Here is a 25081-nt window from a genome sequence, read left to right on the forward strand (position 1 = left end):
CGTCGACGCGACTGATTCACTCGTCGGCGCGTGCGATTCACTCGTCGGCGCGATCGATTCACTCGTAGTGGTGCTCGGTGCGGTCGGTCGGCAGGGGCTCCGACCGCACCTTGGCGACGGCGGCCGCGAGCTGTTCCTGCACGTCCTCCGCGGGCGGCCCGCCCCGCACCGCGGAGACGAGTTCCCCGGCGAGGTGGTGGAGCTTGGTGTTGGTGCGCTGGGAGGCCTCGACCAGAACCCGCCAGGCGTCCTCGGCGCTCAGCGCGAAGGACGCCATGAGGATGCCGCGGGCGAGGTCGATGACCGGGCGGGTCTGCATGGCCCGCCGCAGCTGGACGACCTCGATGCGCAGCTCTTGCTCCACGCCGTCCGGGTCGCGGTCAGGGGTGCCGCCGTCGGTGTCTTCCGTGCCTTCGGCGTCTTCCGGGTCGAACGGGTCGCCGCCGCCGGGAGGGGCGTCCTGGGCCGAGGGGGCGGTCGGGGCTGCCGGGGTGGCGAACAGGATGTCGGTGCCGGTCAGGGTGAGCAGGCGGGCGACGACGGGGCCGGCCGAGCGGATGCCGACCGTCTTCCCCTGCTTCAGGCCCCGCTCGCGCAACCCGAGCAGCACATTGAGGGCGGAACAGTCGCAGAAGACCACGTCGCCGAGGTCCAGATCGACGCCGTCAGCCGCCGCGGTCAGCGCCGCGCGCAGGGCCTGTCCCAGCCGGTCGACGGAGTCGAGGTCGAGTTCGCCGCGCACCGCCACGACCACACGGTCGCCGTCCGCCTGGAGGGTGAACTCCGGTCCGGACGAGATCCGCGCGGGGCGTTTCGCGTCGTACGCAGGCTCTGCCATGACCGCCTCCCCCGGTCACCCTTCCAGTGACTCCAGATTCGCCCGGACACCTGTCACACGTCAACCGATACATGAAATCGAGTTCCGGCGTTTGTATACATGAATGCCCGGCCGTAGGATCGCCCCATGGAGGGAGTGCCTGAGCCGCATACCGGATGGACGTTCCTGACGAACCACGCCCGTGTGCTGGCGGTCATCGCCGACAATCGCACCGCACGGATCCGTGACATCGCGGCGCACTGCCGGCTCACCGAACGCGCCGTCCAGAAAATCATTTCCGACCTCGAGCAGGACGGCTACCTGTCGCACCGGCGCGAGGGCCGGGGCAACGCGTACCGGATCGAGCCGGGCAAGGTGCTGCGGCATCCGGCCGAGGCGGGGCTGACGGTGGCGTCCCTGCTCTCCCTGCTGATCCAGGACGAGGTCTCCCGCGCCCGCCGCGCCGAACCGGAGACACGCGGCGACTGACCCCACCGGCCCGCGCCGACTGCCCTGGGACCAGCCCTGCCCCTCCCCCGACCTGCGGAGTCGCGATTCGGTCAAGTCGGGGCGAGCCAAACGTCGTTCCGGCCGGAAGAGACGAAAGTCACGATTACGTATCGGACATTCACCGCTTTCAATCTTCACACTAGACACACAAGTTGGCTAGGTTGGCACGAGGCCGCACGATCGACTCCGGCGAACCCCGCCGGCCGCGCAGCCGCCGCCGAGTCCGTGGCACCACTGGTACGGCCGGAGCCGGGGACCGTTCATCCGCCCACTCGGCCGGCGGAGCACGGAAGGAGTACGTCTTCCATGGCGACGGATCGCACCCTCCCCACGGGCAAGGGTTCCGCACGCTTCGAGGACGCCGGCACGCCGAGCCGCGCGGAGATCCAGCAGCGGGTCTCCTCCCTCTACGACCGGGCGGAGAACGACTCGGGCACCTTCAACGCCACCCGCGCCCAGAAGAACGGCGCGCGCAGGACCGTCTCCTCCGTCGCCAACAGCCCCCGCCGCGCGGCGGCCGACCCCTCGCTGGAAGCCGTGGCCCGGCAGTGGTTCGACATGGCCCGCAACCGGCTCGGACCGGTCACCCCGGCCACCCTTCCCGCCGACCGCATGCCCGAGCGTCCTTCCCGGCCGCCGCGTGCCGAGCAGCCGGCCGGCTCCGACACCGTAAGGGAGTTGGAGGCCGCCGCGCGGCGGGAGTTGCCGTCCGGCGGCAGACGCGAGCCGGAGTCCGGCGAGCGGCGGACTCCGGAGCTGACGGGTCGCGCCGTCGCCGCGCTGCCTGCGGTGCCCTCGCCCCGGCAGGAGGAGCCCAGGGCCCTCCCGGCCGCCCCCGCCTCGGCCCCGGCCGCCCTTCCCGCGTCCGCTCCCGCCGCGCCGCAGTCCTCGCTGCGGACCTCCAAGGAGCAGATACGGCGGAAGCTCGACACGGCCCGCGAGATACTGGCCCGCGGCATCGCACAGCCGGCGGCGGCCCTCCCTGCGCTGGAGGCGCGCCCCGCCGAGCAGACCTGGGACACCGGGGAACTCCCGTCCTACCGGACGGCCACGACGAACACCTGGGCAGCAGGCCAACAGCCGGGCAACACAGGCCAGTTCGTGAGTGGCAACAACACCGGCCAGTTCCCCACCGTGGGAGCCAGTAACACCGGCCAGTTCCCGACCGTGGACGCCACCGGCACGGGCCAGTTCCCGACCGTGGGTGGCAACAACACCGGGCAGTTCCCGACCGTGGGTTCCGCCAACACCGGCCAGTTCCCCACCATGGACCCCACCGGCACGGGCCAGTTCCCGGCCGTCGGTGCCAACAGCACCGGCCAGTTCCCGACCATGGGGGGCAACAACACCGGGCAGTTCCCGGCCGTGGACCCCACCGGCACGGGCCAGTATCCGGTGGTGGGCGCCGCCGACACCGGGCAGTTCCCGGCCGTGGACCCCACGGGAACCGGGCAGTTCCCCGCCGTCAGCGCCAACAGCACCGGCCAGTTCCCCACCGTGGGAGCCGACGGCACCGGTCAGTTCCCCGCCGCGAGGACCGCGACTCCCGCCCCCGCGGCCGGACCCGGTGCTCTCGACCCCAGCCTGGGCGCCCCCGTGGGCGGCTTCCCCGCCCCCGAGACGGGTCTCCTGGCGGCCAGTTACGGCGACCTGCTCGCGCCCGCCCCCGCCGGCCTCCCCGCGCAGCAGCCTCAAGCCGCGCCCGCCGCACCGGGGTTCGTCCTGCCGACACCCCAAGTCCCGCTCCCCGCGCCCTCGTACGCCCCGGCGGTCCCCGAAGTGACGCTGCCGACGCCCGCGTACGCCCCGGCGATGCCCCAGGCCGCGCAGCCCACTTACGCACCCCCCGCGCCCCAAGCCGCGCCCCCGGCACCGGCGTTCGCCGCCCCGTCCCCGCTGCCCACGGCTCCCGCCGACGTCACCGCCCACGCCACCGGCACCGCCTACCTCGGCAAGGCCGACAAGGCGCTCTCCTTCGCCCGTGCGCAGCTCGGGCGGCCGTGCGTGATCGGCGCGACGGGGCCGGAATCGTACGACTGCTCCAGCCTCACCCAGGCGGCCTGGAAGGCCGCCGGGGTGACCCTGCCGCGGTCCGCCGTGGACCAGGCGCGGGCGTTCACGCCGGTCGGCCTGGACGATCTGCGGGCCGGGGACCTCGTCTTCTTCCACGACGACCTGAGCCACACCGGTGTGTGCACCGGCGACGGCATGATGATCCACGCACCCGGCCCGGGCGCCCGTATCCGCGAGGACTCGGTGCACAGCCTCGGCGAGGGCGCGCTGCGCGGGGCCGTGCGTCCCGCCTGAACGGTCTTCAACCTGCCCCTGACACGGAAGCAGCCGCCGTCCCTGACCTGACGGCGGCTGTTTCTCGGGGGCAGGCGGGGGCTGGTCGCCCGCGCAGCCTCAGTGCGCCCCCGAGTTGGCCCGCATCTGCTCCCGGCGGGCGTTGTTGTAGGCACGCAGAAGGTGCTTGGAGACCGCGCAGGGCACGGTGTCGAAGTGGCACTGGCGGCAGGTGCGGGCGTGCTCCTCGTAGGTGGCACGAGCCTGCTGCAAGGCTTCCTCGGGAGAGGGCATGGGAGTCCTCCGAACAGAAACGACGGATCAGCGACGGGACATCAGAAACCGGAGCTACTTGCCAGTAGCTCCACCTGGAAGTGAGAGTGGATCATGTTACTGACGGTAGCGGAAACTCTGATTCCGGCCGCTTCCGCAAGCCGTCCCCGACAAAGGCCTGAATTGATGGGTCAAGGGCGGTAGCGGCCCCACGACGCCGTGAGCAGTGTCACTCTCCGTATAGCCTGCGGCCTGGCCGAAGCGCGGTGGGAGTGCGAGGATGCGCGGCATCCGCTCATGCGACGGGGAGGTCCGAGTTGACCGGTGGGAACGACGCGCGAGGCGCGGCGGCGGTGTTCGACGCGCTGGGATCGGCGTACGAGAAGGCGTTCGCGCACTCGGAGGCGCATCGGCGGTCGCTGGAGTGGCTGATGGGGCGGCTCGCGCCGGGCAGCCGGGTGCTGGACGTCGGCAGCGGCACGGGTCGGCCGACGGCGGAGACCCTGGCGGGTGCGGGGCACGACGTCCTGGGCGTCGACGTCTCCCCCGTCATGGTGGACCTCGCCGCCCGGCAGGTCCCCGCCGCGACCTTCCGCTGCGCGGACGTACGGGAACTCCCTCTGGAGGATGGCTCGTTCGACGCGGTCTGCGTGTACTTCTCGCTGCTCCAGATGACCCGCGCGGAGCAGGCCGCCCTGATCGGCCGCCTCGCGCGGGCCCTGCGGCCCGGCGGCAGCCTCGTGCTGGCCACGGTGCCGCTGGACGTGGAGGGCGTGGACGCCGTCTTCATGGGCCGCCCCGTCCGGGTGACGAGCTTCCCCGCCCCGGCCTTCGTCGAGACGGCAACGCAGGCAGGCCTGACGCTGCTGTCCGAGGAGAACACCCTGTTCACCCCGACCCACCCCGAGTCGTCCCCGGAGCCCCACGTCTTCCTGCACTGCGAACGCCGCTAGGGGGCGGCAGCGCGGCCCTAGGGGGGCGGCAGCGCACCCTTGAGGCGAGGCACCGCGCACCCCCTGGCCCCGTTCAGTCCGTGAAGTTCAGTCCGTGAAGTGGGATGCCGCTGCCAGGACCAGGGCCGCTGAGCCGGTGCCCAGGAGGGCGCCGGCCACCACGTCGCCCGGGTAGTGGACGCCGGTGTGGACGCGGGAGTAGCCGACCGCGCAGGCGAGGAGGCCCAGGGGGACCGCGGCGGCCGGGAAGGCCGGGCCGACTGCGGCGGCGAAGGCGACCGCCGACGCCGTATGTCCGGACGGGAAGGACGCGGAGTCCGGCATCGGCACGTGCCGCCCCGGGAACGGCGAGTCCACGGCCCGGTGCGGGCGCGGACGGCGCACGAGGCGCTTGCCGAGCAGGTTGGCCGTCGCCGACGCCACGCCGATCGCCGCGACGCCCAGCGCGGCGGCACGGCGCGGACGGCCCCCGCCGAGAGCCAGGCCGGCGGCGACGGCGAAGGAGAGCTTGGAGTGGTCTGCGGCCCCGGACAGCCGGCGCAACGCGGTGTCCAGCGTGGGCGTCCGGGTCACCGTGACCGTCTCGTACAGGGCCTGGTCCAGGGTGGCCAGGTCACGGACCAGACGCACGGCGGAGAAGTTCTGCGGGCGGTCAGACATCGTAGGAGTCCTTGAGAGTGCGGGGGTCGGGATGGCCGAGCGCGAGGCGGACGATACGCCGCCAGTCGACCGTCGGCGGCGCGTAGGCGGCGCCGGGCCGGTGCCGGGGCACCCGCACCCGGAGCACGCCCGCCCGCACGCTGCACACGACCGGCGTGGGCAGCTCGACGGCCTCGCCGTCGATGGCGACCGGGATGGTGTCCCGGTCGGCCTCGACGACCACGCGCAGGGAGGTGAGCGAGGTGATGCCGCTGGCCCGCTCGCCGAGCAGGGCCAGTTCGGCGGCCTGGGCCGCGCTGTCCACCCGCACCCCGATCACCCCGAGCAGTCCGGCGTCCAGCCGGGGACGGCGGCCGCCGCCGAGCGGATCGGCGCGGGCGTAGGCGTTGTTGCTGACCAGGAGGGCCTGCGGGGCGTGCACACGGGCGTCGTCGGCGCGGACGTCGAGGGTGGCGCCGCCGTCGCCCGCGAGCAGCTCGGGCAGGTGCTCCAGGGCGGTGGCGGCCTTGGAGTCGCGGTACTCGGGGCTCTGCACGATCTCCGCGTACGCCCCGAAGGACACGGTGTTGACGAACGCCCGCCCGCTCACCTCGCCCAGGTCGACGCGGAGTTCCACCCCGTCGGTGAGGGCGTCGAGGCTGCGCACGGGGTCGGTGCGGTCCAGCCCGAGGTCCATGGCGAAGTGGTTGCGGGTGCCGGCGGCGATGACCAGGAACGGGATGCCGTGCTCGGCGGCCACCGCGGCGACGAGCGCCTGGGTGCCGTCGCCGCCCGCCACGCCGAGCAGGTCCGCGCCGTCGGCCACGGCCTGCCGGGCCACCGTGGCGGGGTCGACGTAGGTGTCCTGGCCGAGCAGGACCACCCGGGCGCCGAGCTGCTCGGCCCGTGCGACGAGGCCGAACCGCTCGACCTTGCCGCCGCCCGACCGCACGTTCATGATCAGCACCGGGCGGCGGGGCCGCGGCGACCTTCGGGTGTGCATGCCGCGCGGGCGGCGCAGGATGCGCAGCGAGGTCCGCGCGGAGGCCAGGGCCGCCGCCCACAGCGCGAGCGCGCCCACCGCGACCACCCACAGCCCCGACGCGGCGTACAGCACCAGCACGGCCACCGGCGCCGCCACGGCCAGCAGGCCGCCCAGCAGCCGGGCCCCGCCGCGCCGCGCGAGCACCCACCACACGCCGGCCCCGGCGACCGCCAGGCCGGCGAACCCGATGAGGAGGACCAGCCAGCCGCCGGATCCCGCGCCCGCCGCCACGACGGCGGCGCAGCCGGCGACCAGCAGCAGCGCGAGCCGGGCCCAGCCGCGGGCGCGGCCGATCCCGGTGGACGGCCTGGCATCGGCCGTTCTCCCCGTCGTACGCGTCTCGTTCACCCTGCGCCCGCCATGCTCCGACACCCTGCGCCCGCCATGCTCCGAGGCCCCCGTTCCGGCTGTTCGGCCTGATTCCTCTGTCGCGGCCGTCCGGCCCGGACAGCGCTGTCGATCAATTGTCCATGTCGCAGCAGCCGGGTGCAGCGGCGGGCCCGCCGACGGTGTCGAGACGGCAGAAGCAGGACGCCTCGACGGGCACGTCGGCCACGGCGGACGCGAACTTGAGCTGCTGGGCCACGATCCGCGCCTCCTCCCGCTTGCCGAGCCGGACCAGGCACTCGTGGAGTCCGTGCAGCGACCAGACGTTGCCGGGGTGCTGGGAGGGGCGCGGCAGGGAGTCGTCGAGGCCGAGGTCGGCACGGTAGACGGCCTCGGCCTCCGCGATCCGGCCCTGCTCCAGGAGCAGCGCGCCGTACGCGTGCCGGGTGGGCTGCATCCAGCCCCACGGCTCGTCGTAGGGGAGGCCGTCGTCCAGGGCGATCGACCGCTCCAGGGCGGCGAACGCGGCGTCGTGGCGGCCCTTGCGGTACTCCAGCTCGCCGTCGAGCATCGCGGCGGCGATGGCGAGGATGTCGGCGCAGGTGTTGTTGAAGAGCATGCGGGTCTCCGGGACCCGCGGGACGGCCTCCCGGAACAGCGTGCGTTCGGCCTCGGCCTCGTCGATGCGGCCGGTGGCGGAGAACGCCACTCCGCGCGCGTAGTGCCGCATGGCGGTGGTCATGCTGTACAGCCGCGGGTCGGAGGGCTCCGGCAGGTCGAGGACGTCGTCCCAGCGGCCGAAGCGGATCAGCACATGCACCCGCATGGCGAGGAAGGCCTCCAGCCAGTCCGCCATGGGCGGGCTCTCCACCCGCAGCAGCTCCTCCGGAAGGGCCGCCTCCAGTCGGGCGGCGGCGTCCAGGGCGACCTGGGACCGGCCGAGGAACATCGCGCCGTAGATCCTGAAGTGGTGGTTGTGCGCCCGGTAGAGGGTGTAGAAGTTCATCGCGCCGCTCCGGGCGAGGTACTTCTCGTCGGCGGCGACCGCCCGCGCGTTGTCCGCGACCACCGCGCGGTAGTCCCCGCACAGCACCTCCAGGTGCGAGGGCATGTGCTGGAGGTGCCCGGCGTCGGGGACGAGCTCGCGGAGCCGGTCGGCGACGGACAGGGCGACCTCGGGGGCCGGCGACATCTCCATCAGGTGGATGTAGAAGTGCAGCAGGCCGGGGTGGTCGAGCGCGTCCTCGGCGCGCAGCGCCCGGTCGAGGACGGCCTTGGCCTCCAGCGTGCGCGCGCCCTCGGCCGGTTCGCCCGTGCCCAGGTCCCACAGCTGCCAGGGCGTCAGGTTCATCAGGGCGTCGGCGTAGAGCGCGGCCACGTCGAGGTCGTCGGGGGCCAGCTCGTGGACGACGCGCATGGCGTCGGCGTAGGGCGGGTTCCACACCGCGCAGTCCTCCGCCGGGCGGTCCTGCGGGTAGCGGGCGCGCAGCGCGCCGATGAGGGCCCGTTCCACGGGGTCGGCGCCCGCGGCCTTCTCGTGGGCGAGTTCCACGGCGGCGTGGGTGCGGGCGACCGTGCGACGCAGGTCCTGGTCGTCGAAGAACTCCCAGGGCTTGTTGTAGTTCGGGCCGAGCGCGTAGGCGACGCCCCAGTACGCCATGGCGCAGTCGGGGTCGGCGCGGGCGGCGGCCTCGAAGCAGGCGACGGCCTCCTCGTGGTGGAAGCCGTACGACCAGACGAGGCCGCGGTCGAACCAGCGCTGGGCCTCGGGGGACGAGGTCGTGACGGGCCGGCCGTAGGAGCCGAGGTCGTAGGCGGTGGCGTAGTCCTCGTCGACGTAGTCGATGTGGTCTGTGCGGTCTGTGCGGTCTGTGCGGTCTGGGTGGTTCATGGCAGCTCCCCTGGTCGTGCCGCGCACCGACCTCCCGGAAGCCAGTGTCGCCCGGAGCGACCGGTGGGGTCACTCCGGGCGACATATACCGTGCCGCGGGGCCTCAGTTGCGGCGGCTCGCGGCCCTGCGCAGGACGACGAAGCCGCCGATCACCAGAAGTCCGCCGGCGGCCGCGGGCCACAGGCTGGCACCGGTGTCCGCCAGTCCGCCCTGGGCCTGCGGCGCGGGCAGGACCGGGGTGTCACCGGCGTCACCCGCGTTGCCCGTGTTGCCCGTGTTGCCCGTGTTGCCTGCGTTCCCGGCGTCGCCCGCGCCGCCGACGACGCCGGCGGGCGCGGACTGGGCGGGAGCGGTCGCGGGGGCGCCGACCTCGCCCTGCGTGCCGGCTGCGGGAGCGGGCGCCGCCTGGGTCGACTTCGCGGTCGGCTGCGTGGCGGAGCGGGGCTCGGCGGTACGGGGGATGTCGGCGGCGCCGGTGCCGCCCGCAGCCGTGTCGGTGCGGGGGTTCTGGGCGGGGGGCTGCTGGGTGTCGGCTCCGCCCTGGTCGGCGCCGTTGTCGTTGCCGGCGTTGTCGTCACCGGCGTTTCCGTTGTCGGCGTTGCCGTTGTCGTTGCCGCCGGCGTTGTCGTTGCCGCCGTTGTTGTTGTCGTTGCCGCCGCCGGCGTTGCCGTTTCCGCCGTTGCCGTTTCCGCCGTTGTTGTTGCCGGTGTCGCCGCCGGCGTTGCCGTCGTTACCGCCGTTGTTGTCGTCGTTACCGCCGTTGCCGCCGGCGTTGTCGTCGCCGCCGTTGTCGTTGCCGTTGTCGCCGCCGCCGTTGTCGCCGCCGGTGCCCGCGCCGCAGGTGCGGCCCTCGTTGATGCAGTCGACCATCTCGTTCATCAGGTCCTCGTCGAAGACGTTGATGAAGTCGCCGTGGTCGGTGACCGGCTTGTGCAGCTGCTCGGGGAAGGAGTCCACCGCGAAGAGCGGGGTGGTCCGGCCGCCGTCCTGGAGGCTGGGCGCGTCGACGTCGTAGACGATGCGCTGCACCAGCTGCGGGATGGCCTTGAAGCCGGACGGGCAACCGCCGTCGGCGGCGGCGAAGGCCACGTGGGTGCGGTGGTTGGCGCTGTCGATGTTGGCGCCGTCCCAGCAGCTCTGGAAGCGGAACGTGCGCACCACGTCGCTGCCGTTCGGGCAGAGCGGGTACTTGTCCTTCAGCTGCCGGTCCTCGAAGCCGGTGCAGCTCCAGGACGAGTTGGCGTTGGCGGTGCCGTTGACGAACGCCTTGGCGTCGCCGGTGATGATGCGCAGCAGCCGCGGCATGGCCGTGACCTTGGACTGCGGGTTGCCGACGAAGGTGAGGGTGACTTCCTTGGGCGTCACGATCTCACCGGCGTTGCCCTCGATGCCGCCGCCGGGAGAGTTGGCGTCCTGCTCCTGGGTGCCGTTCTGAAGACGCAGGACGGGCCAGTAGTAGGTGGAACGGTCGCCCTGGTCCACGCAGGTCGTCTCGGCGTTCGCCAGGTCCTCGTCGGAGGCGAAGGCGTCGTTGGACTGGTTGCCGATGTAGTCGTGGAAGTGGTGGGCGCCGTTGGAGACGCCCGGGGCCACGATCACGTTGTCCGAGTTGAACAGGCCGTTCGCGTTGACGCCGCAGCTGGAGGCGAAGGTGCCGCCGGACGGGCCGGAACCGGGGTCGGCGGCCTGCTGTCCGGCCTGGACGGCGGTGATGTCGGTGAAGTCGGCGGCGACGGGGCCGTTGCCCGCCTGCCCGCCGTTGCCCTGCTGCCCGCCGTTGCCCTGCTGGCCGTCGCCGTTCTGCTGGCCGTCGCCCTGGTCCTGGCCTTGGCCCTGACCCTGATCGCCGCCCTGATTCTGACCCTGGTCCTGACCCTGATCGCCGCCCTGGTCCTGACCCTGGTTCTCCCCCTGGTCCTGACCCTGGTTCTGGCCGTCGCCGCCCTGGTCGCCCTCGCCGGCCCGGTCGTCGGCGGTGCGCAGTGAGCAGGCGGCGAGGTCCGAGAGACCCTCGGGGCGGTCGCCGACGCGGTCGAGAGCGATGCCGATGCGCTCGATGGTCGCGCCGCGCTTCTCCTTCAACGGGTTCATCACCGCGTTGTCGGCGAAGCCGACGTCCTGGCGGACGGACTGCGCGGAGTTCTGGAGTTGGCGGTAGGCGGCGGCGATCTGCTCGTCCAGTACGGCGAGTTCGCGGTCGACCTCCGCCGAGGCCTGCTCCGGCACGTTCGTCAACCGGTTGCCGACATCCGGGCAGTCGATGGTGACGGAACCCGACGTCCAGGGCCCACCGGCGTCGTCCTCGGTCGCGGACGCGTAGACGTTCGCGGCCATCAGCCCGCCACCGCCCAACATCAACGCGACCGCGGCAAAGGTCGCGCGCCGTCCGCCCGTCGGGCGCCTGCGCCTGTTGTGTCCCACGGAGTGCTCCAAAGCTTCGTCGGCGGTCAGGGCATGAAATCCCCCCGGCCCTATACGCAGCTGGACTCAGAAGTGTTCAACAGACTCAGAAATTCACATGAAGCTCTTAGCAGAAAGCGCTGTCTTGCGCGCTGACCAGCGGTTTGGTAGACGACTTGATCTGCGGCTCGCGTGGGGCTCGACCAGGGGCTGAGCCTCCGGTTCGCTCTGCGGTTCGGCCTGCGAGTCGACCTGTCCTCAGGTGGCCCACAGCTCGTCGCTGTCGCAGACGTGCGCCCCCATGTTCCGTTCCATCATCCGCAGGGCGGCGTCCGCGAGGTCGGCGTGGATGTGGGCGACGGCGTCCCGGGGCACGGTCACGTCCAGGTGGCGGATGTGGGCGTCGAGGGCCGAGTACAGGACGCATTGTTCGGTGACCTGGCCGCAGAGCACGAGCCGGTCGACGCCCTCCTGGTGGAGCAGATAGCCCAGCGGCGTCTCGAAGAAGATCGAGTGGCGGGCCTTGAGGACGAAGAGGGAGTCGTCGTCGGGGCGCAGCGGCTCGACGAGGTCGGCGTGCGGCCCGGACAGGGCGGTGGTGAGGAGTTCGCCGTGATGGGAGCGCCACTGACCGAAGTTGTCGTTGACGTAGACGACGGGGACGTCGGCGCGGCGGGCGCGTTCGAGGAGTCCCGCAGCGACCGGGACGACCCGGCGCGCCGACGGCAGGAGCGACTCGACGTCCTTGTGGTCGTACGTGTTGATCATGTCGATCACGATCAGTGCGGTGTTGCCCATGCCGGAAGGGGTTCCCCTCATCGGGCGAGCGGGATCCCGGCCGGAGTGGACATGGGGGAAGTCGGCGCCGGCCGGGAGCGGACCGGATTCCCGGGGGAACCGGTCGCTCCACCACCGTAGGACGGCGGGGCCGGGTCCGCCCGGCGAGCGGGGCCGGGCGGTGAGAGGTGCCGGGCGCTGAAGGGTGCCCGGCACTGAGGGGTGCCTCCGGTCGGTTCAGTCCCGGCGGGCCGGGGCCTTCGTCATCGCTCCTCGCGGAAGGCGACGTGCCGCCCGGCCACGGGGTCGTACTTGCGCAGGACCAGGCGGTCGGCGTCGTTGAGCCGGTTCTTGCGGGTCACGTAGGTGGCCCCGGTTCCGGCCGTCGACTTCAGGGTGACGACGGGACGCGTCGTGCTGCGTGCCATGGGGATCTCCTTTCACCGGCGTCGCCCGCATTGAGCGGTGCATGCCAGTCACGGGCTACAACAGCGGCCAGGGCATCCGCATTCCCGCCGCCGCGACAGCCCGCCCCACCCCCACCCCACCCGTCCCCACCCCTGCCCCGCACACCTCACCTGCGCCCCAAGGTGACCCGCGCCGCGACGAGTTGCAGCCCCGCGGCGACCGTCAGGGCGCCCGCCGGCGACCACGAGCCGAGCAGGCCGCCGGCTGCGGCGCCCAGCGCGAACCCGGTGATCTTCGCGCTGGCCCCGGTGGCGAAGATCTGACCGCGCAGCCGCTCAGGCGACTCCCGATGACGTACGGCGAACAGGGCGGCGAGCTGCGGCCCTTCACCGACGCCGCTCAGGACGGCGGCGGCGACGACGAGGGCGACCACGCCCGCGGCAGCCGGACGCCCGCCGGCCGCCGTGGCCGTCACTGCCGAAGTCGCGGTCACCGTCGCCGCCGCCGTCACCGTCGCCATCGCGAGCGCCGCCAGAAGCGCCCCGCCCGCCTGCAACAGCGCCCCGCCGCACATCACCCGTACGGGATCCAGGGCCGACGCCCAGCGCGCGTGGACGGCGTTGGCGACGAGAGCGGAGGCGGCGGACAGCGAGAGCAGCAGGGCCCCGGCGGCGGCGGAGCCGAGGACACGCTCACCCAGCAACGGGACACAAGCCGTCAGCACCCCCTGCCCGGCGCAGGAGACGACCGACCCGAGGGTGACCGCGGCGAGGGTCCGATGCGCGAGGACGTACCGAGTACCGGCGACGAGCCGAACGCCCAGCGAACCACCGACCCGCCGCCCACCGGCACCACCAACCCCACCACGTGCGACGGTCGCGACACCTCCCCTCCCCGGCAACCGCAGCGCGACACCCGCCGCCACCCACATCAGGGCCGCCGCCCCCGCCACCGCCGCCGGCGCGCCCAGCAGACGTGCCGCGAGGGCCGCGAGGGCCGGGCCCGCCAGGCTCGCCGCGTGGAACGTCATCGCGTCGAGAGCGGCGGCCCGGGGTGTCGGCGTGGGCAGTCGGGCCGTCCAGCCGGCGGAGAGGGCCGGGCCCGGCAGGCCGGTGAGGACGGCGATGAGGAGGGTGACGGGGAACGGAAGGCGGTCGAGCGCCAGCAGGACGGCCAGCAGGCCCGCGGCGTGCGCCGCGAGCGCCGCGGCCAGCAGGCGGCCCGGCCGCTCGGCCCGGTCGAGGAGGGCGCCCAGGACGGGCCCGCCCGCCGCGGCCGCCACGGTGGCCGCCGCGAGCAGCGCGGACGCCTCCGCCGCGGAGCCGGTGAGGGCGTAGGCCGCGAGCAGCAGCGCCGGTCCGGACATCTCGTCGCCCGTGCGGGCGGTGAGCGCCCCGCTCAGATACCAGGGCAGTAAGTAACGCTTCTTCACCGCCAGGACGTTACGCAGGTAACTCAAACCTTCTCAAGATGCGTTACATTGCCCGCGTGCTCCCACCCACCGACCCCGACTGGTCCACCCGCCACTCCGTCCTGGCGGTCGCCCGCCGCACCGCCGCCCTGCTCAACGCCCTCGAAGACACCCCGACCGCCGCCGCCACCACCGTCGCGTCGGTCGCGGACGTCCTGCGCGCGCACGGCGAGCCCGAGCCGCTCGACCTCACGGCCGAGGACGTCGAAGGGATGCGGGCGGCGGGCGCGCGGCTGCGCGAGGTGTTCGCCGCCGGGGACGTCGACGCCGCGGCGGCAGCCCTCAACGGGCTCCTCCGCGAGCACACCGGCACGCTCCGCCTCACCGCCCACGCGGGCCGCACCCCCTGGCACCCGCACCTCGACCGCGCGGACGACGGGCCGTGGGACGAGTGGTTCCTCGCCTCCTCCTGCCTGGCCCTGACGGTCCTCCTCTGGGACCGCCAGCGCCCGCCCGGCCGAATCTGCGCCTCCCCGTCCTGCGGCCACGTCTTCATCACCCAGGGCAGCGGCCCGGAACGCCGCTACTGCACCCGCCGCTGCGCCACCCGAGAACGAGTCGCGGCCCACCGCCGCACGGCACGGTCGTCGGGTGACTCCCAGGCCGCGTCCAAGAGGTGACCGCTGGGCCGCGTACAGAAAATGGCGCGGCGGTCGCCCGCACCCGCGCCTACCCTGCCGCCATGGGTCATGGAAAAACCTCATACGTGTGTCTGCCGTGCCGCGCCTCGTACAAACAGCCCTACGGCAGCGAGCGTGAGCGGCGGTGTCCGCGCTGTGCGCGGGCGATGATTCACGCGGGCTCGGCGTTCGCCGCGCCTCGGCGGCGGGACACGGATGCCTGGCGAGTGCTGTCCGTGCTGCTCAACGCGGGGATCCGGTTCCACAAGAGCTGCTGCGGCGGGCCGGGGTGGCGGCCGCGTACCCTCCGCGAGGTCAAGGAGCGCATGGCGTACGCCCGTCGCACCGGCGAGCCCTTCGCCCGCGCACTGCTGCGTGGCAACCCGTGACTCCCGCTCTCGGATACAGTGCTCGGCCGGTATCGAAAGGAGACACAGCGGTGCGCATCGGGGTGGGGAACGGGTGGCGAGGGCTGGCGACGGCCGTCTTGCTGACGGGTGTGGCGACGGGTTGCGGAGAGGGAGGGAAGGGCTCGGCCGGGGCCGGGGTGTCCGCCGGCGCGGAGTCCGAGGCCGCGGCTACGGCCACGGCCACTGAGACGGCGAAGGGCGCGGTCGGGCGCGGGGGGAGCGTCGGGGCGGCCGGGTCCGCGTGTGAACTTCCCGTCACCTTCGACACGGCGAAGTCCTGGGAGGCGGAGGCCATCGCCGCCGCCGACCGGAAGGGCGACACGGGCAACGAGCTGACGGACGAACTCGCCGAGGCGCTCCTGCACCAGGGGCCCGTCACCATGGCCTGCGAGATCGACGCCAAGCCCGCCGGGAACATCGGCTACCTCCGGGTCTGGACCGGCAAGCCGGGCGACGCCGACGCCCGCGCCGTGCTGGAGCAGTTCGTCAAGGCCGGGACCGCGCCGAGCGGGGCCCGGTACAGCGCGTTCAAGGCGGGCGGTCTGAGCGGCGCGGAGGTGGAGTACATCACCACCAGCAAGATCCTGGAGGAGTCGAAGAAGGAGCGGGCCCTCGCCGTCAACACGCCCGAGGGTCCGGTGGTCCTGCACCTCGGCGGCCTCGACACCGGGGAGCACGAGGCGATGCTGCCGGCGTACCAGCTCGCCAAGAGCACGCTGAAGGCGACCGGCTGACACGTCGGCGGGCCCCGGATCGGACCGCCGGCCCCCGGCACGCCGGCCCGCCGGGGCCACCGCGGCCACCAGGGCCACCGGGGCCGCCAGGCCACTAGGCCCTGCCAGGCCCGCCGGGGCCACCAGGCCCACCGGGGCCGCCAGACCCGCCAGGCCGTCAGACCCGCCGGGGCCACCAGGCCCGCCGGGACCGCCAGGCCCGCCGGCCTTCACTGTCCGAGCAGTTCACGCATCCGCGCCGCCGCTCGGACGGCGGCGTCCGCGCAGCAGTTGTTGAACAGCGCGTGCACCCGCTCGGCCCGTGCGGCCAGCGCCCGCACCCTGGGCAGCCACTCGCGCAGTTCGTCGTCGGTGTACTCGTGCCGGAAGCGGTCCTCCTTGCTCCCCGTCCCCCAGGCGGGGCTGCGGCCGTGGAAGCGCACGACCGCCAGCCGCGCGGAGGTGACGGGCGTGACCGGTGGGATCGCCGACGGCAGCGACGGCTCCATGTCGACGGCGACGGCGGCGAACCCGTACGAGCGCAGCAGCTCCACGGTCCTGGCCTCCTGGTCGCCGCGCCACCAGTCGGGGTGCCGGAACTCGACGCTGACCGGCCAGCCGGCGGTGCGCGCGGCGCACTGGTCGAGGATCCCGCGCGCCCGCGCGCCGGGCCGCAGCCAGGGCGGGAACTGGAACAGGACCGCGCCGAGCCGTCCCGCCTCCCGCAGCGGCCGGATGCCGTCCGCGAACCGCCGCCACACCTCGTCCAGCGTCCTCGGGTCGCGCACGTCGCCGGGCAGCCCAGGAGGCAGTACGGCGGACCGGGTGGGGTGACCGGTCAGGAGGGAGAAGGCCTTCACGTCGAACACGAACCCTTCGGGGGTGCGCTCCGCCCAGAGGCGGCTGGTGCGTTCGGAGGGCAGGGCGTAGTACGTGGCGTCGACCTCGACGATCGGGAAGCGCTCGGCGTAGTGCCGTAACCGCCCCTCCGCGTCCCGCCGCCCGGCCGGGTACCAGCCGCTGCCGACGAGCGCGCGGTCCGTCCAGGAGCAGGAGCCGATCAGTATCCCGCCCTCGGTGATCTCACTCATGGCGCGCGGATACCCCGGCCGGCGGCGCGCAGACGGACGGCGTACCGCTGACGGACGCCCCAGATCGCCCTTTTCCGCCCCGCGCACCAGGATGCACACCGCCGTCGACATGGCGCATTCTTGCTGTGTCGCCCGCTGGGCGGCGCAGGGACGAGGTAGCGATGACTGGGAGCGCCGGGGACGAGCGGGAGCCGCCCGGGCCGCCGGCCGCTCTGCTGGCCGGGGTCACGGCGGACGCCCTGCGTGCCGCCGAGGGATACGCCGCCGGCGTGTACCTGTGCTCCGGCACGCACATGCTGCGGCTGGCGGTCCTCGCCGGGCTGCCCGGGCCGCTGTTCCGCCCCTGGTGGCGGGTGCATGTGGAGCGGCCGTTCCCGGTATCGGACGCGCATCGGCTGGGGGTGCCGGTGGTGCTGGCGAACGCCACCGAGGCCATGCGCCGGTATCCGCAGTTCGCGGCGGGGCTGCCGTTCCAGTTCGGGACGCTCAACGTGCCGGTCGTGGCGGAGGGGTACGCCTTCGGGGTGATGACCGTCCTGCGCCCGGCAGCCTCCGACGGCGGGGAGGTGCAGGCACAGCGCGAGCGGCTCGCCCGGGTGGCCGACTCCCTGGGGGCGTCCCTGCTGCGGCTGCGGGCCGAGGGGCGTCCCGTCACCTGGGACGACGAGCCGCTGTGCGTCCGTCCGCCGGCCGCCGGACCGGCCCCGGGGCGGGTCGGGCACCTCGCTTGGGACCCGGCGAGCGACGCCGTCACCACCGACGAGCCCGCGCGCATCCTGCTGGGTCTTCCGCCGGACCGGTCGCCGGACACCCTGCGCGAGCTGTCCCGCGCCGTGGACCCGATGGACGCCCACCAGCTCCCGGGGCTGCTGCGGGAGGCCGCGCAGGGAAGACCGCCGCCCCTGCCGGTGCAGGTCCGCACCGCCGACGGGAGCGTGCGACTGCTGGAGCTGTGGGCGTCCGGCTCGAACGCGCCCACCCCGGTCACGGGCGTCCTGATCGACCCCGGCCCCGGCGCACTCGCCGACGGAGCGGCCGATCTGCTGCCCGAGGGCGTGTTCTGCCTGGACCGGCTCGGGCTGATCGTCTACGCCAACGCCCGCGCCGCCCATCTGCTGGGCGGGGAGCGGGCCCGGATGGTGGGCCGGTCCCTGTGGGACGCCGTGCCCTGGCTGAACCGGTCGGCCTGCGAGGAGCATCTGCGGGGCGCGCTGCTGTCGCCGGAGCCGGTGCACTTCCACATCCGACGGCCCCCGCCCGCCGAGGGCGACGACGCCGAGTCCGGTCCGCGGCCGTACGAGGGCGACTGGCTGAGCATGGCCGTCTATCCCGGGCCGGACCTGCTCACCTGCACCGCCGTCCCGGCCAACCGTGTCGCGCACGACCCGGAGCGGCCCGCGGACGGGGCGCGGGCCGACCCCGAGGCCGAGACGCCCGCGCCGGACGCCGCCGCCACCACGTCACCGCCGTACCGGCCGATCGTGCTGGCCATCGCGCTGACCGAGGCGGTGACCGCGCGGCAGGTGTCGGCGGTGGTCATGCAGGAGCTGCTGCCCGCGTTCGGCGGGCGGCGGCTGGCGATCTACCTGCTCCAGGAGCGGCATCTGTACCTGGCCTGGGAGGCCGGGTTCCCGGAAGGGTTCCTGGCGCCGTTCGAGGGCGTGGGACTGGACGCGCGGCTGCCCGGCGTGGAGACGCTGACCACCGGGCGGCCGCTGTTCTTCGACTCGATGGAGCAGCTGTCCGAGGCCTATCCGGGCATCGCGCTGGACGCGGCGGTGGGCGCGCGCGCCTTCCTGCCGCTGATCGCCTCCGGCCGGCCGGTCGGCTCGTGCATCCTCGGCTTCGACCGGCCGCGCAGCTTCAGCTCCGAGGAGCGCACGGTCCTGACCGCCATGGCGGGACTGATCGCGCACGCGATGGAGAAGGCCCAGCGCTACGACACCGAGGCCGCCCTCGCCCGCGGCCTCCAGCAGGCGCTGCTCCCCCGGCGGCTGTCGCAGCACGCGCGCGTGGAGACCGCGGGCCGCTATCTGGCCGGCACGGAGGGCATGGAGGTGGGCGGCGACTGGTACGACGTCGTCGAGGCGGGGGACGGGCTCGCCCTGGTCATCGGGGACGTGCAGGGGCACGGGGTGCAGGCGGCGGCGACCATGGGTCAACTGCGCAGCGCTGTGCGGGCGTTCGCGCTGGGCGACCGGCCGCCGGAGGAGGTCATGGGCGGCACCAACCTGCTCCTCATCGACCTCGACCCCGGTCACTTCGCCAGCTGCTGCTACATCCGTCTGGACCCGGTCACCGGTCTGGCCCGGGCGGTCCGCGCCGGGCACCCGCTGCCGCTGCTGCGCCACCCCGACGGCCGTACGGAGGTCGTGGATCTGCGGGGCGGGGTCGTCCTCGGGGTGGATCCGCGCGCCCACTACCCGGTGACGGAGCTGCGTCTCGATCCGGGCGCGGTCCTCGCGCTGTACACGGACGGGCTGGTGGAACGTCCCGGGCAGGACATCGACGACGGCGTCGCCGCCCTGCGCACGGCACTGGCCGACGCCGGCGCGCCGGGCCGCGCGCTGGCCGACGTCGCCGACCGCCTCACCGCGACCGCCCGCCAGACCCCCGACCGCCCCGACGACATCGCCCTGCTCCTGGCCACCCGCCTCCCGCCTCCCGCTCCGGACGAGGAGAAGTGACGGAGCCGACTGCCCCGGGCCGAACGGACGGACCGAGCGGACGGAGCGAGCGGACGGAGCGAGCGGACGGAGCGAGCGGACGGAGCGGACCGAGGGGACGGAGCGGACCGAGCGGACCGAGCGGACGGAGCGGACCGAGCGGACCGAGCGGACGGAGCGGACGGACCAAGGCACTCCGGACACTCCCGGCACCCCGGACGCCGGAACACTCCAGACACTCCAGACACTCCGGACACCCCGCCCCCGCGGTCCATCACCCTGCGTAACGCCTCTCGCCTCATACGGCCGGGCAGTGTAGGAATGGCACATGGTCCGACTCCTGGGGCGATCGGATGCCCGGCCGGCCCGTCGTCCCCGGGACCCGCAGGGGCGGCGTACGCCCGAGACTGCGCTCGGGCGGCGCAGTCTCGCCGCGCAGGTGTTCGTCCTGCAAGTGGTCGTCGTGCTGCTGGTGGTCGTCGCCGCGGTGGTGGCCCTGGTGCTCCAGGCGCGGCACGACACGACGCAGGAAGCCCGCAACCGCTCCCTCGCCGTCGCCGAGACCTTCGCCAACTCCCCGGGAATCGTCGCGGCGTTGCGCAGTCCCGCCCCGACGGTCCTGCTCCAGCCGCGCGCCGAGGCGGCCCGCGAGGCGGCGGCGGTCGACTTCATCGTCGTCATGGACACCGACGGCACGCGCTACACGCACCCCAAGCCGGACCGCATCGGCAAGAAGTTCGTCGGGACGCTGAAACCGGCGCAGGACGGCGGCACGGTCGTCGAGGAGATCGACGGGACGATCGGCCGGCTCGTGCAGGCGGTGGTGCCCGTGAAGGACGCGGACGGCACCGTCGTGGGCCTGGTGTCGGCCGGCATCACCACCGCCCGTGTCGGCGGGAACGCCGACCGGCAGCTCCCGCTGGTGCTGACCGCCGCCGGCGTCGCCCTCGCCCTGGCCACGGGCGGCACCGCCCTGGTCAGCCGCCGCTTGCTGCGGCAGACCCACGGCCTCGGCCCGCGCGAGATGACCCGCATGTACGAGCACCACGACGCGGTGCTGCACGCCGTACGCGAAGGGGTGATCATCGTCGGCGGGGACGGCGAGCTGCTGCTCGCCAACGACGAGGCGCACCGGCTGCTGAACCTGCCCCCCGACGCCGAGCGCCGCGACGTGCTCTCCCTCGGTCTGGACGCCGAAACGGCGGCGCTGCTCGCCTCCGGGCAGCCCGTCACCGACGAGGTGCGCCTGGTCGGTGACCGCCTGCTGGCGATCAACCAGCGGCCCACCGACGTCGCCGGCGGCCCGGCCGGCAGCGTCGCCACCCTGCGCGACTCCACCGAGCTGCGCGCCCTGTCGGGCCGGGCGGAGGCGACCCGCGAGCGCCTGGACCTGCTGTACGCGGCCGGGGTGACCGTCGGGACGAGCCTGGACGTGAACCGGACGGCGGAGGAGCTGACGGAGCTGGCCGTGCCCCGGTTCGCGGACTTCGCGACCGTGGACCTCTTCGACGCCGTCCTTGAGGGCGAGGAGCCGGACGCGCGGGCCACGCTGCGGCGCTCGGCGATGAGCGCGGTCCGCAAGGGCGCTCCGCTGTACGCGGTGGGCGAGCGGATCCGGTTCGTCGACAGCGCTCCGCAGGCGCGGACCCTCGACTCCGGGCGGCCCGTCCTGGAGGCCCGGCTGGCGGAGTCGCCGGGCTGGCGGGCGCAGGACCTGGAACGGACCGAGCAGGTCGTGGAGTTCGGCATCCACTCGCTGATCACGGTGCCGGTGCGGGCGGGCTCCCTGGTGCTGGGCGTGGTCAGCTTCTGGCGTTCGGAGCGGCCCGCCCCGTTCGACCCGGAGGAGGTCGTCCTCGCGGAGGAGCTGGTGGCGCGCGCGGCGGTCTCCATCGACAACGCGCGCCGGTTCACCCGCGAGCACGGCATGGCCGTCACCCTCCAGCGCAGTCTGCTGCCGCGCAGCCTGCCCGAGCAGGGCGCGCTGGACATCGCGTACCGCTATCTGCCGGCGCAGGCGGGCGTCGGCGGCGACTGGTTCGACGTGCTGCCGCTGTCCGGCGCACGGGTCGCGCTCGTCGTCGGGGACGTCGTCGGGCACGGGCTGCACGCGGCGGCGACCATGGGCCGGCTGCGCACCGCCGTGCACAACTTCTCCGCGCTGGACCTGGCGCCGGAGGAGCTGCTCGGGCTGCTGGACGAGCTGGTCGCCCGGATCGACCAGGACGAGACGACGGACGGCGGCGCCGCGCCGGTCACGGGCGCGACCTGCCTGTACGCCATCTACGACCCGGTGTCCAGGCGGTGCATCGTGGCCCGCGCGGGGCATCCGCCGCCCGCGCTGGTGCACCCGGACGGGCGGGTGGAGTACCCGGACGTCCCGGCCGGGCTGCCGCTCGGGCTCGGCGGGCTGCCGTTCGAGACGGCGGAGCTGGAGCTGGCGGAGGGCAGCCGGCTCGTGCTGTACACGGACGGGCTGGTCGAGGACCGCAAGCAGGACATCGACACGGGCCTGGAGCGGCTGCGCAGCGCCCTCGGGCGGGCGGACGGCTCCCCGGAGGAGACCTGCCAGGCGGTCCTGGAGTCGCTGCTGCCGGCCCGCCCGAACGACGACATCGCGCTGATCGTCGCCCGTACCCGGGCGCTCGGCGCGGACCGCGTCGCCGAGTGGGAGGTCCCGATCGAGGCGGCGGCGGTCGGCGAGGTGCGGGCGGCGGTGGCCCGGCAGCTGGCGCGGTGGGAGCTGGAGGAGCTGTCGTTCACGACGGAGCTGATCCTGAGCGAGCTGGTCACCAACGCGATCCGCTACGGCAGCGGTCCGGTCGGGGTGCGTCTGCTGCGGGACCGCACGCTGATCTGCGAGGTCTCCGACAGCAGCAACACCTCGCCGCATCTGCGGTACGCGGCGATGACGGACGAGGGGGGCCGCGGCCTGTTCCTGGTCGCCCAGCTCACCGACCGCTGGGGCACCCGCTACACCGCCGAGGGCAAGGTGATCTGGGCGGAGCAGCCGCTGCCCCGGCCGGCAGCAGGGGACTCGATGCCGTAGTGGATGCCGTGACGGACGGCGTGACGGATGGCGTAATGGCTCATAAATGATGTTTATGAGTCCATAGACCGGACCCCCGTACCGGGTAAGGTTTGCCTTAGTTTAGGCTTCCCCCGAGTCGATCTGTCGCCGCTCGAAGGGAACCTGATCATGCCCCGCCCCCTGCGGGTAGCCATCGTCGGAGCCGGCCCCGCCGGGATCTACGCCGCCGACGCGCTGCTCAAGTCCGATGTGGCCGCCGACCCCGGTGTGTCCATCGACCTCTTCGAGCGGATGCCGGCCCCGTTCGGACTGATCCGTTACGGCGTGGCCCCGGACCACCCCCGGATCAAGGGCATCATCACCGCCCTGCACCAGGTCCTCGACAAGCCGCAGATCCGTCTCTTCGGCAACGTCGACTACCCCTCCGACATCAACCTGGACGACCTGCGGGCCTTCTACGACGCGGTCGTCTTCTCCACGGGCGCGATGGCGGACCGCGAGCTGTCCATCCCGGGCGTCGAGCTGGACGGCTCCTACGGTGCGGCGGACTTCGTCTCCTGGTACGACGGCCACCCGGACGTGCCGCGCACCTGGCCGCTGGAGGCGGAGAAGGTCGCCGTCCTCGGCGTCGGCAACGTCGCCCTCGACGTGGCCCGCGTCCTGGCCAAGACGGCGGACGAGCTGCTGCCCACGGAGATCCCGGCGAACGTCTATGAGGGCCTGAAGGCCAACAAGGCGTTGGAGATCCACGTCTTCGGCCGCCGTGGCCCGGCGCAGGCGAAGTTCTCCCCGATGGAGCTGCGGGAGCTGGACCACTCCCCCACCATCGAGGTCATCGTCGACCCCGAGGACATCGACTACGACGAGGGCTCGATCCAGACCCGGCGCGGCAACAAGCAGGCCGACATGGTCGCCAAGACGCTGGAGAACTGGGCGATCCGCGACATCGGCGAGCGTCCGCACAAGCTGTTCCTGCACTTCTTCGAGTCGCCCTCGGAGATCCTCGGCGAGGACGGCAAGGTCGTCGGCCTGCGCACCGAGCGCACCGCCCTGGACGGCACCGGCAACGTCAAGGGCACCGGCGAGTTCAAGGACTGGGACGTCACCGCGATCTACCGCGCGGTCGGCTACCTGTCCGAGAAGCTGCCGAAGCTGCCCTGGGACATCGACTCGGGCACGGTCCCGGACGAGGGCGGCCGCGTCATCGAGGAGAGCGGCGCGCACCTCCAGTCGGTGTACGTCACCGGCTGGATCCGGCGCGGCCCGGTCGGCCTGATCGGCCACACCAAGGGCGACGCCAACGAGACGGTGTCGAACCTGCTGGCCGACTTCGCGGGCGGACGCCTCCAGACGCCGTCCTCGCCCGCCCCGGAGGCCGTGGACGCGTTCCTCACCGAGCGGAACGTCCGCTTCACCACCTGGGAGGGCTGGTACAAGCTGGACGCCGCCGAGAAGGCGCTGGGCGAGCCGCAGGGCCGCGAGCGCGTGAAGATCGTCGAGCGCGAGGACATGCTGCGGGAGAGCGGCGCGTGAGCGTGGTTCGAGGGGCTTGAGCGGGGCCGTGAGCGCGGTCCAAGGGGCTTGAGTATCCAGGGAGTTGAAGGGTCCGGAGGCACAGTAGCCGCCGGGCCCTTTCCCGTTCGTCCTCCTGTTCGTCCTCCCGTCCGTCCTCCCGTTCGTCCCCGCGCCCCCAACCACCGTGCGGCGGCGGGCAATTCGGTGGGCCGCGTGATCGACGCCTGTTAGCGTCCCGGCGTGTTCTCCCTCCATGAGCCTCCCCTGTTCACCCGGCTGCGCGACGCGCGGCGGATACTCGTCGCCGGCGCGGGCGGCGGCTTCGACGTCTACGCCGGCCTGCCCCTCGCGCTGGCCCTGCGGTCGGCCGGCAAGGACGTCCACCTGGCCAACCTGTCCTTCTCCGACCTGTACGGCCTGGACTCCGACGTATGGCTGGAGCCGGAGGTCGCCGTCGTCCGCCCGGACACCGCCGCCCGGGGCGACTACTTCCCCGAACGCACCCTGGCCCGCTGGCTGGAGCGGCACGGGCTGCCCCCGACGGTGTACGCGTTCGGCCGCACCGGCGTGACCCCGCTGCGGACCGCCTACCGCGCGCTGTTGGACCACCTGGGCGGAGTGGACGCCGTCGTCCTCGTCGACGGCGGGACGGACATCCTCATGCGCGGCGACGAACACGGACTGGGCACGCCCGAGGAGGACATGGCCAGCCTGGCCGCCGTGCACGGCCTCGACGAGGTCGCGCACCGGCTGGTGGCGTGCCTCGGCTTCGGCGTGGACGCCTACCACGGCGTCAACCACGCGCTGGTGCTGGAGAACCTCGCCGCACTGGACCGCGACGGCGGCTACCTCGGCGCGTTCTCCGTGCCGCGCGACAGCCGAGAGGGCGCCCTGTACGTCGACGCGGTGGCTCACGCGCGCGCGTGCACGCCGGACCACCCGAGCATCGTCAACGGCTCCATCGCCGCCGCCGTGCGCGGCGAGTTCGGCGACGTACGGTTCACGGAGCGGACGCGGGACAGCGAGCTGTTCGTGAACCCGCTGATGGCGATGTACTTCTGCGTGGACGCGCCCGCCCTGGCCCAGCGCAACCTCTACCTCGACCGCATCGAGGACACGGTCCTCATGCGGCAGATCAGCACCCGCATCGAGGAGTTCCGCGACGAGTTGCCCCGCCTGCGGCAGCCGCGCGCGTTCCCCCACTGAGGCGCGGGGGCGCGGTGGGCTGCGGGGTGGG

Annotated in this window: 20 protein-coding genes; 10 read left to right on the top strand and 10 right to left on the bottom strand. The window is 73.6% G+C overall.

Annotated elements, in window-relative coordinates; genetic code table 11:
* Positions 1–58 precede the first annotated feature (58 nt).
* A complete protein-coding gene (locus ACFYX4_RS15660; RefSeq protein WP_389332090.1) occupies positions 59–838 on the bottom strand; it encodes an ANTAR domain-containing protein in 780 nt (259 codons plus the stop codon).
* 126 nt (positions 839–964) lie between these two features.
* On the opposite strand from ACFYX4_RS15660, the gene ACFYX4_RS15665 reads away from it, so the two are divergent.
* Together ACFYX4_RS15665 and ACFYX4_RS15670 are read left to right on the top strand one after the other, a co-directional pair.
* Positions 965–1306 carry a helix-turn-helix transcriptional regulator gene (locus tag ACFYX4_RS15665; RefSeq protein ID WP_389332093.1) on the top strand — a complete coding sequence of 114 codons (342 nt, stop codon included), beginning with the start codon at positions 965–967 and terminating at the stop codon, positions 1304–1306.
* 327 nt (positions 1307–1633) lie between these two features.
* On the top strand, positions 1634–3634 hold the full coding sequence (locus tag ACFYX4_RS15670) for a C40 family peptidase (protein WP_389332096.1): 2001 nt from the start codon (positions 1634–1636) through the stop codon (positions 3632–3634).
* A 99-nt stretch (positions 3635–3733) separates the two neighbouring features.
* Here the strand turns inward: ACFYX4_RS15670 and ACFYX4_RS15675 are convergent, their stop codons facing one another.
* A complete protein-coding gene (locus ACFYX4_RS15675; RefSeq protein WP_389332099.1) occupies positions 3734–3907 on the bottom strand; it encodes a hypothetical protein in 174 nt (57 codons plus the stop codon).
* Positions 3908–4203: 296 nt separating this feature from the next.
* On the opposite strand from ACFYX4_RS15675, the gene ACFYX4_RS15680 reads away from it, so the two are divergent.
* On the top strand, positions 4204–4839 hold the full coding sequence (locus ACFYX4_RS15680) for a class I SAM-dependent methyltransferase (protein ID WP_389332102.1): 636 nt from the start codon (positions 4204–4206) through the stop codon (positions 4837–4839).
* Between the two features lie 87 nt (positions 4840–4926).
* Here the strand turns inward: ACFYX4_RS15680 and ACFYX4_RS15685 are convergent, their stop codons facing one another.
* The 7 genes from ACFYX4_RS15685 to ACFYX4_RS15715 form a co-directional block, all read right to left on the bottom strand.
* Entirely contained in the window at positions 4927–5499 is a 573-nt protein-coding gene (locus ACFYX4_RS15685; RefSeq protein ID WP_389332105.1) for a phosphatase PAP2 family protein, read from the bottom strand.
* Complete coding sequence (locus tag ACFYX4_RS15690) at positions 5492–6871, bottom strand: diacylglycerol/lipid kinase family protein (RefSeq protein WP_389332108.1); 1380 nt, start codon at positions 6869–6871, stop codon at positions 5492–5494. The genes ACFYX4_RS15685 and ACFYX4_RS15690 overlap by 8 nt, the downstream gene beginning before the upstream one ends.
* 112 nt (positions 6872–6983) lie before the next feature.
* Positions 6984–8741 (bottom strand): hypothetical protein, encoded by a 1758-nt coding sequence (locus tag ACFYX4_RS15695; protein ID WP_389332111.1) that lies wholly within the window; start codon positions 8739–8741, stop codon positions 6984–6986.
* Between the two features lie 103 nt (positions 8742–8844).
* Complete coding sequence (locus tag ACFYX4_RS15700; RefSeq protein WP_389332114.1) at positions 8845–11076, bottom strand: DUF1996 domain-containing protein; 2232 nt, start codon at positions 11074–11076, stop codon at positions 8845–8847.
* Between the two features lie 324 nt (positions 11077–11400).
* Positions 11401–11940 carry an isochorismatase family cysteine hydrolase gene (locus tag ACFYX4_RS15705; RefSeq protein WP_389332117.1) on the bottom strand — a complete coding sequence of 180 codons (540 nt, stop codon included), beginning with the start codon at positions 11938–11940 and terminating at the stop codon, positions 11401–11403.
* A gap of 242 nt (positions 11941–12182) precedes the next feature.
* On the bottom strand, positions 12183–12347 hold the full coding sequence (gene rpmG, locus ACFYX4_RS15710; protein ID WP_389332120.1) for a 50S ribosomal protein L33: 165 nt from the start codon (positions 12345–12347) through the stop codon (positions 12183–12185).
* Between the two features lie 146 nt (positions 12348–12493).
* Entirely contained in the window at positions 12494–13759 is a 1266-nt protein-coding gene (locus ACFYX4_RS15715; protein WP_389332123.1) for an MFS transporter, read from the bottom strand.
* A 38-nt stretch (positions 13760–13797) separates the two neighbouring features.
* Between ACFYX4_RS15715 and ACFYX4_RS15720 the strand changes: the two genes are divergently transcribed.
* From ACFYX4_RS15720 to ACFYX4_RS15730, 3 genes are all read left to right on the top strand, one after another.
* Positions 13798–14418, top strand: a complete 621-nt coding sequence (locus ACFYX4_RS15720) for a CGNR zinc finger domain-containing protein (RefSeq protein WP_389332126.1) — start codon at positions 13798–13800, stop codon at positions 14416–14418.
* Between the two features lie 62 nt (positions 14419–14480).
* Positions 14481–14807 carry a deoxyxylulose-5-phosphate synthase gene (locus ACFYX4_RS15725; RefSeq protein ID WP_389332129.1) on the top strand — a complete coding sequence of 109 codons (327 nt, stop codon included), beginning with the start codon at positions 14481–14483 and terminating at the stop codon, positions 14805–14807.
* Between the two features lie 50 nt (positions 14808–14857).
* A complete protein-coding gene (locus ACFYX4_RS15730; protein ID WP_389332132.1) occupies positions 14858–15562 on the top strand; it encodes a lipoprotein in 705 nt (234 codons plus the stop codon).
* Positions 15563–15771: 209 nt separating this feature from the next.
* Here the strand turns inward: ACFYX4_RS15730 and ACFYX4_RS15735 are convergent, their stop codons facing one another.
* Positions 15772–16632 carry a DUF72 domain-containing protein gene (locus ACFYX4_RS15735; protein ID WP_389332135.1) on the bottom strand — a complete coding sequence of 287 codons (861 nt, stop codon included), beginning with the start codon at positions 16630–16632 and terminating at the stop codon, positions 15772–15774.
* Positions 16633–16793: 161 nt separating this feature from the next.
* Between ACFYX4_RS15735 and ACFYX4_RS15740 the strand changes: the two genes are divergently transcribed.
* From ACFYX4_RS15740 to ACFYX4_RS15755, 4 genes are all read left to right on the top strand, one after another.
* Complete coding sequence (locus ACFYX4_RS15740; RefSeq protein WP_389332138.1) at positions 16794–19319, top strand: SpoIIE family protein phosphatase; 2526 nt, start codon at positions 16794–16796, stop codon at positions 19317–19319.
* 307 nt (positions 19320–19626) lie between these two features.
* Positions 19627–22347, top strand: a complete 2721-nt coding sequence (locus ACFYX4_RS15745) for a SpoIIE family protein phosphatase (RefSeq protein WP_389332141.1) — start codon at positions 19627–19629, stop codon at positions 22345–22347.
* A 150-nt stretch (positions 22348–22497) separates the two neighbouring features.
* Positions 22498–23862 carry an FAD-dependent oxidoreductase gene (locus ACFYX4_RS15750; protein WP_389332144.1) on the top strand — a complete coding sequence of 455 codons (1365 nt, stop codon included), beginning with the start codon at positions 22498–22500 and terminating at the stop codon, positions 23860–23862.
* A gap of 222 nt (positions 23863–24084) precedes the next feature.
* Positions 24085–25050, top strand: coding sequence for a DUF1152 domain-containing protein (locus tag ACFYX4_RS15755; protein WP_389332147.1), 966 nt, complete (start codon positions 24085–24087; stop codon positions 25048–25050).
* Positions 25051–25081: the final 31 nt, after the last annotated feature.

It is taken from the genome of Streptomyces sp. NPDC002328 (genome assembly GCF_042890065.1).
Lineage (GTDB): Bacteria > Actinomycetota > Actinomycetes > Streptomycetales > Streptomycetaceae > Streptomyces.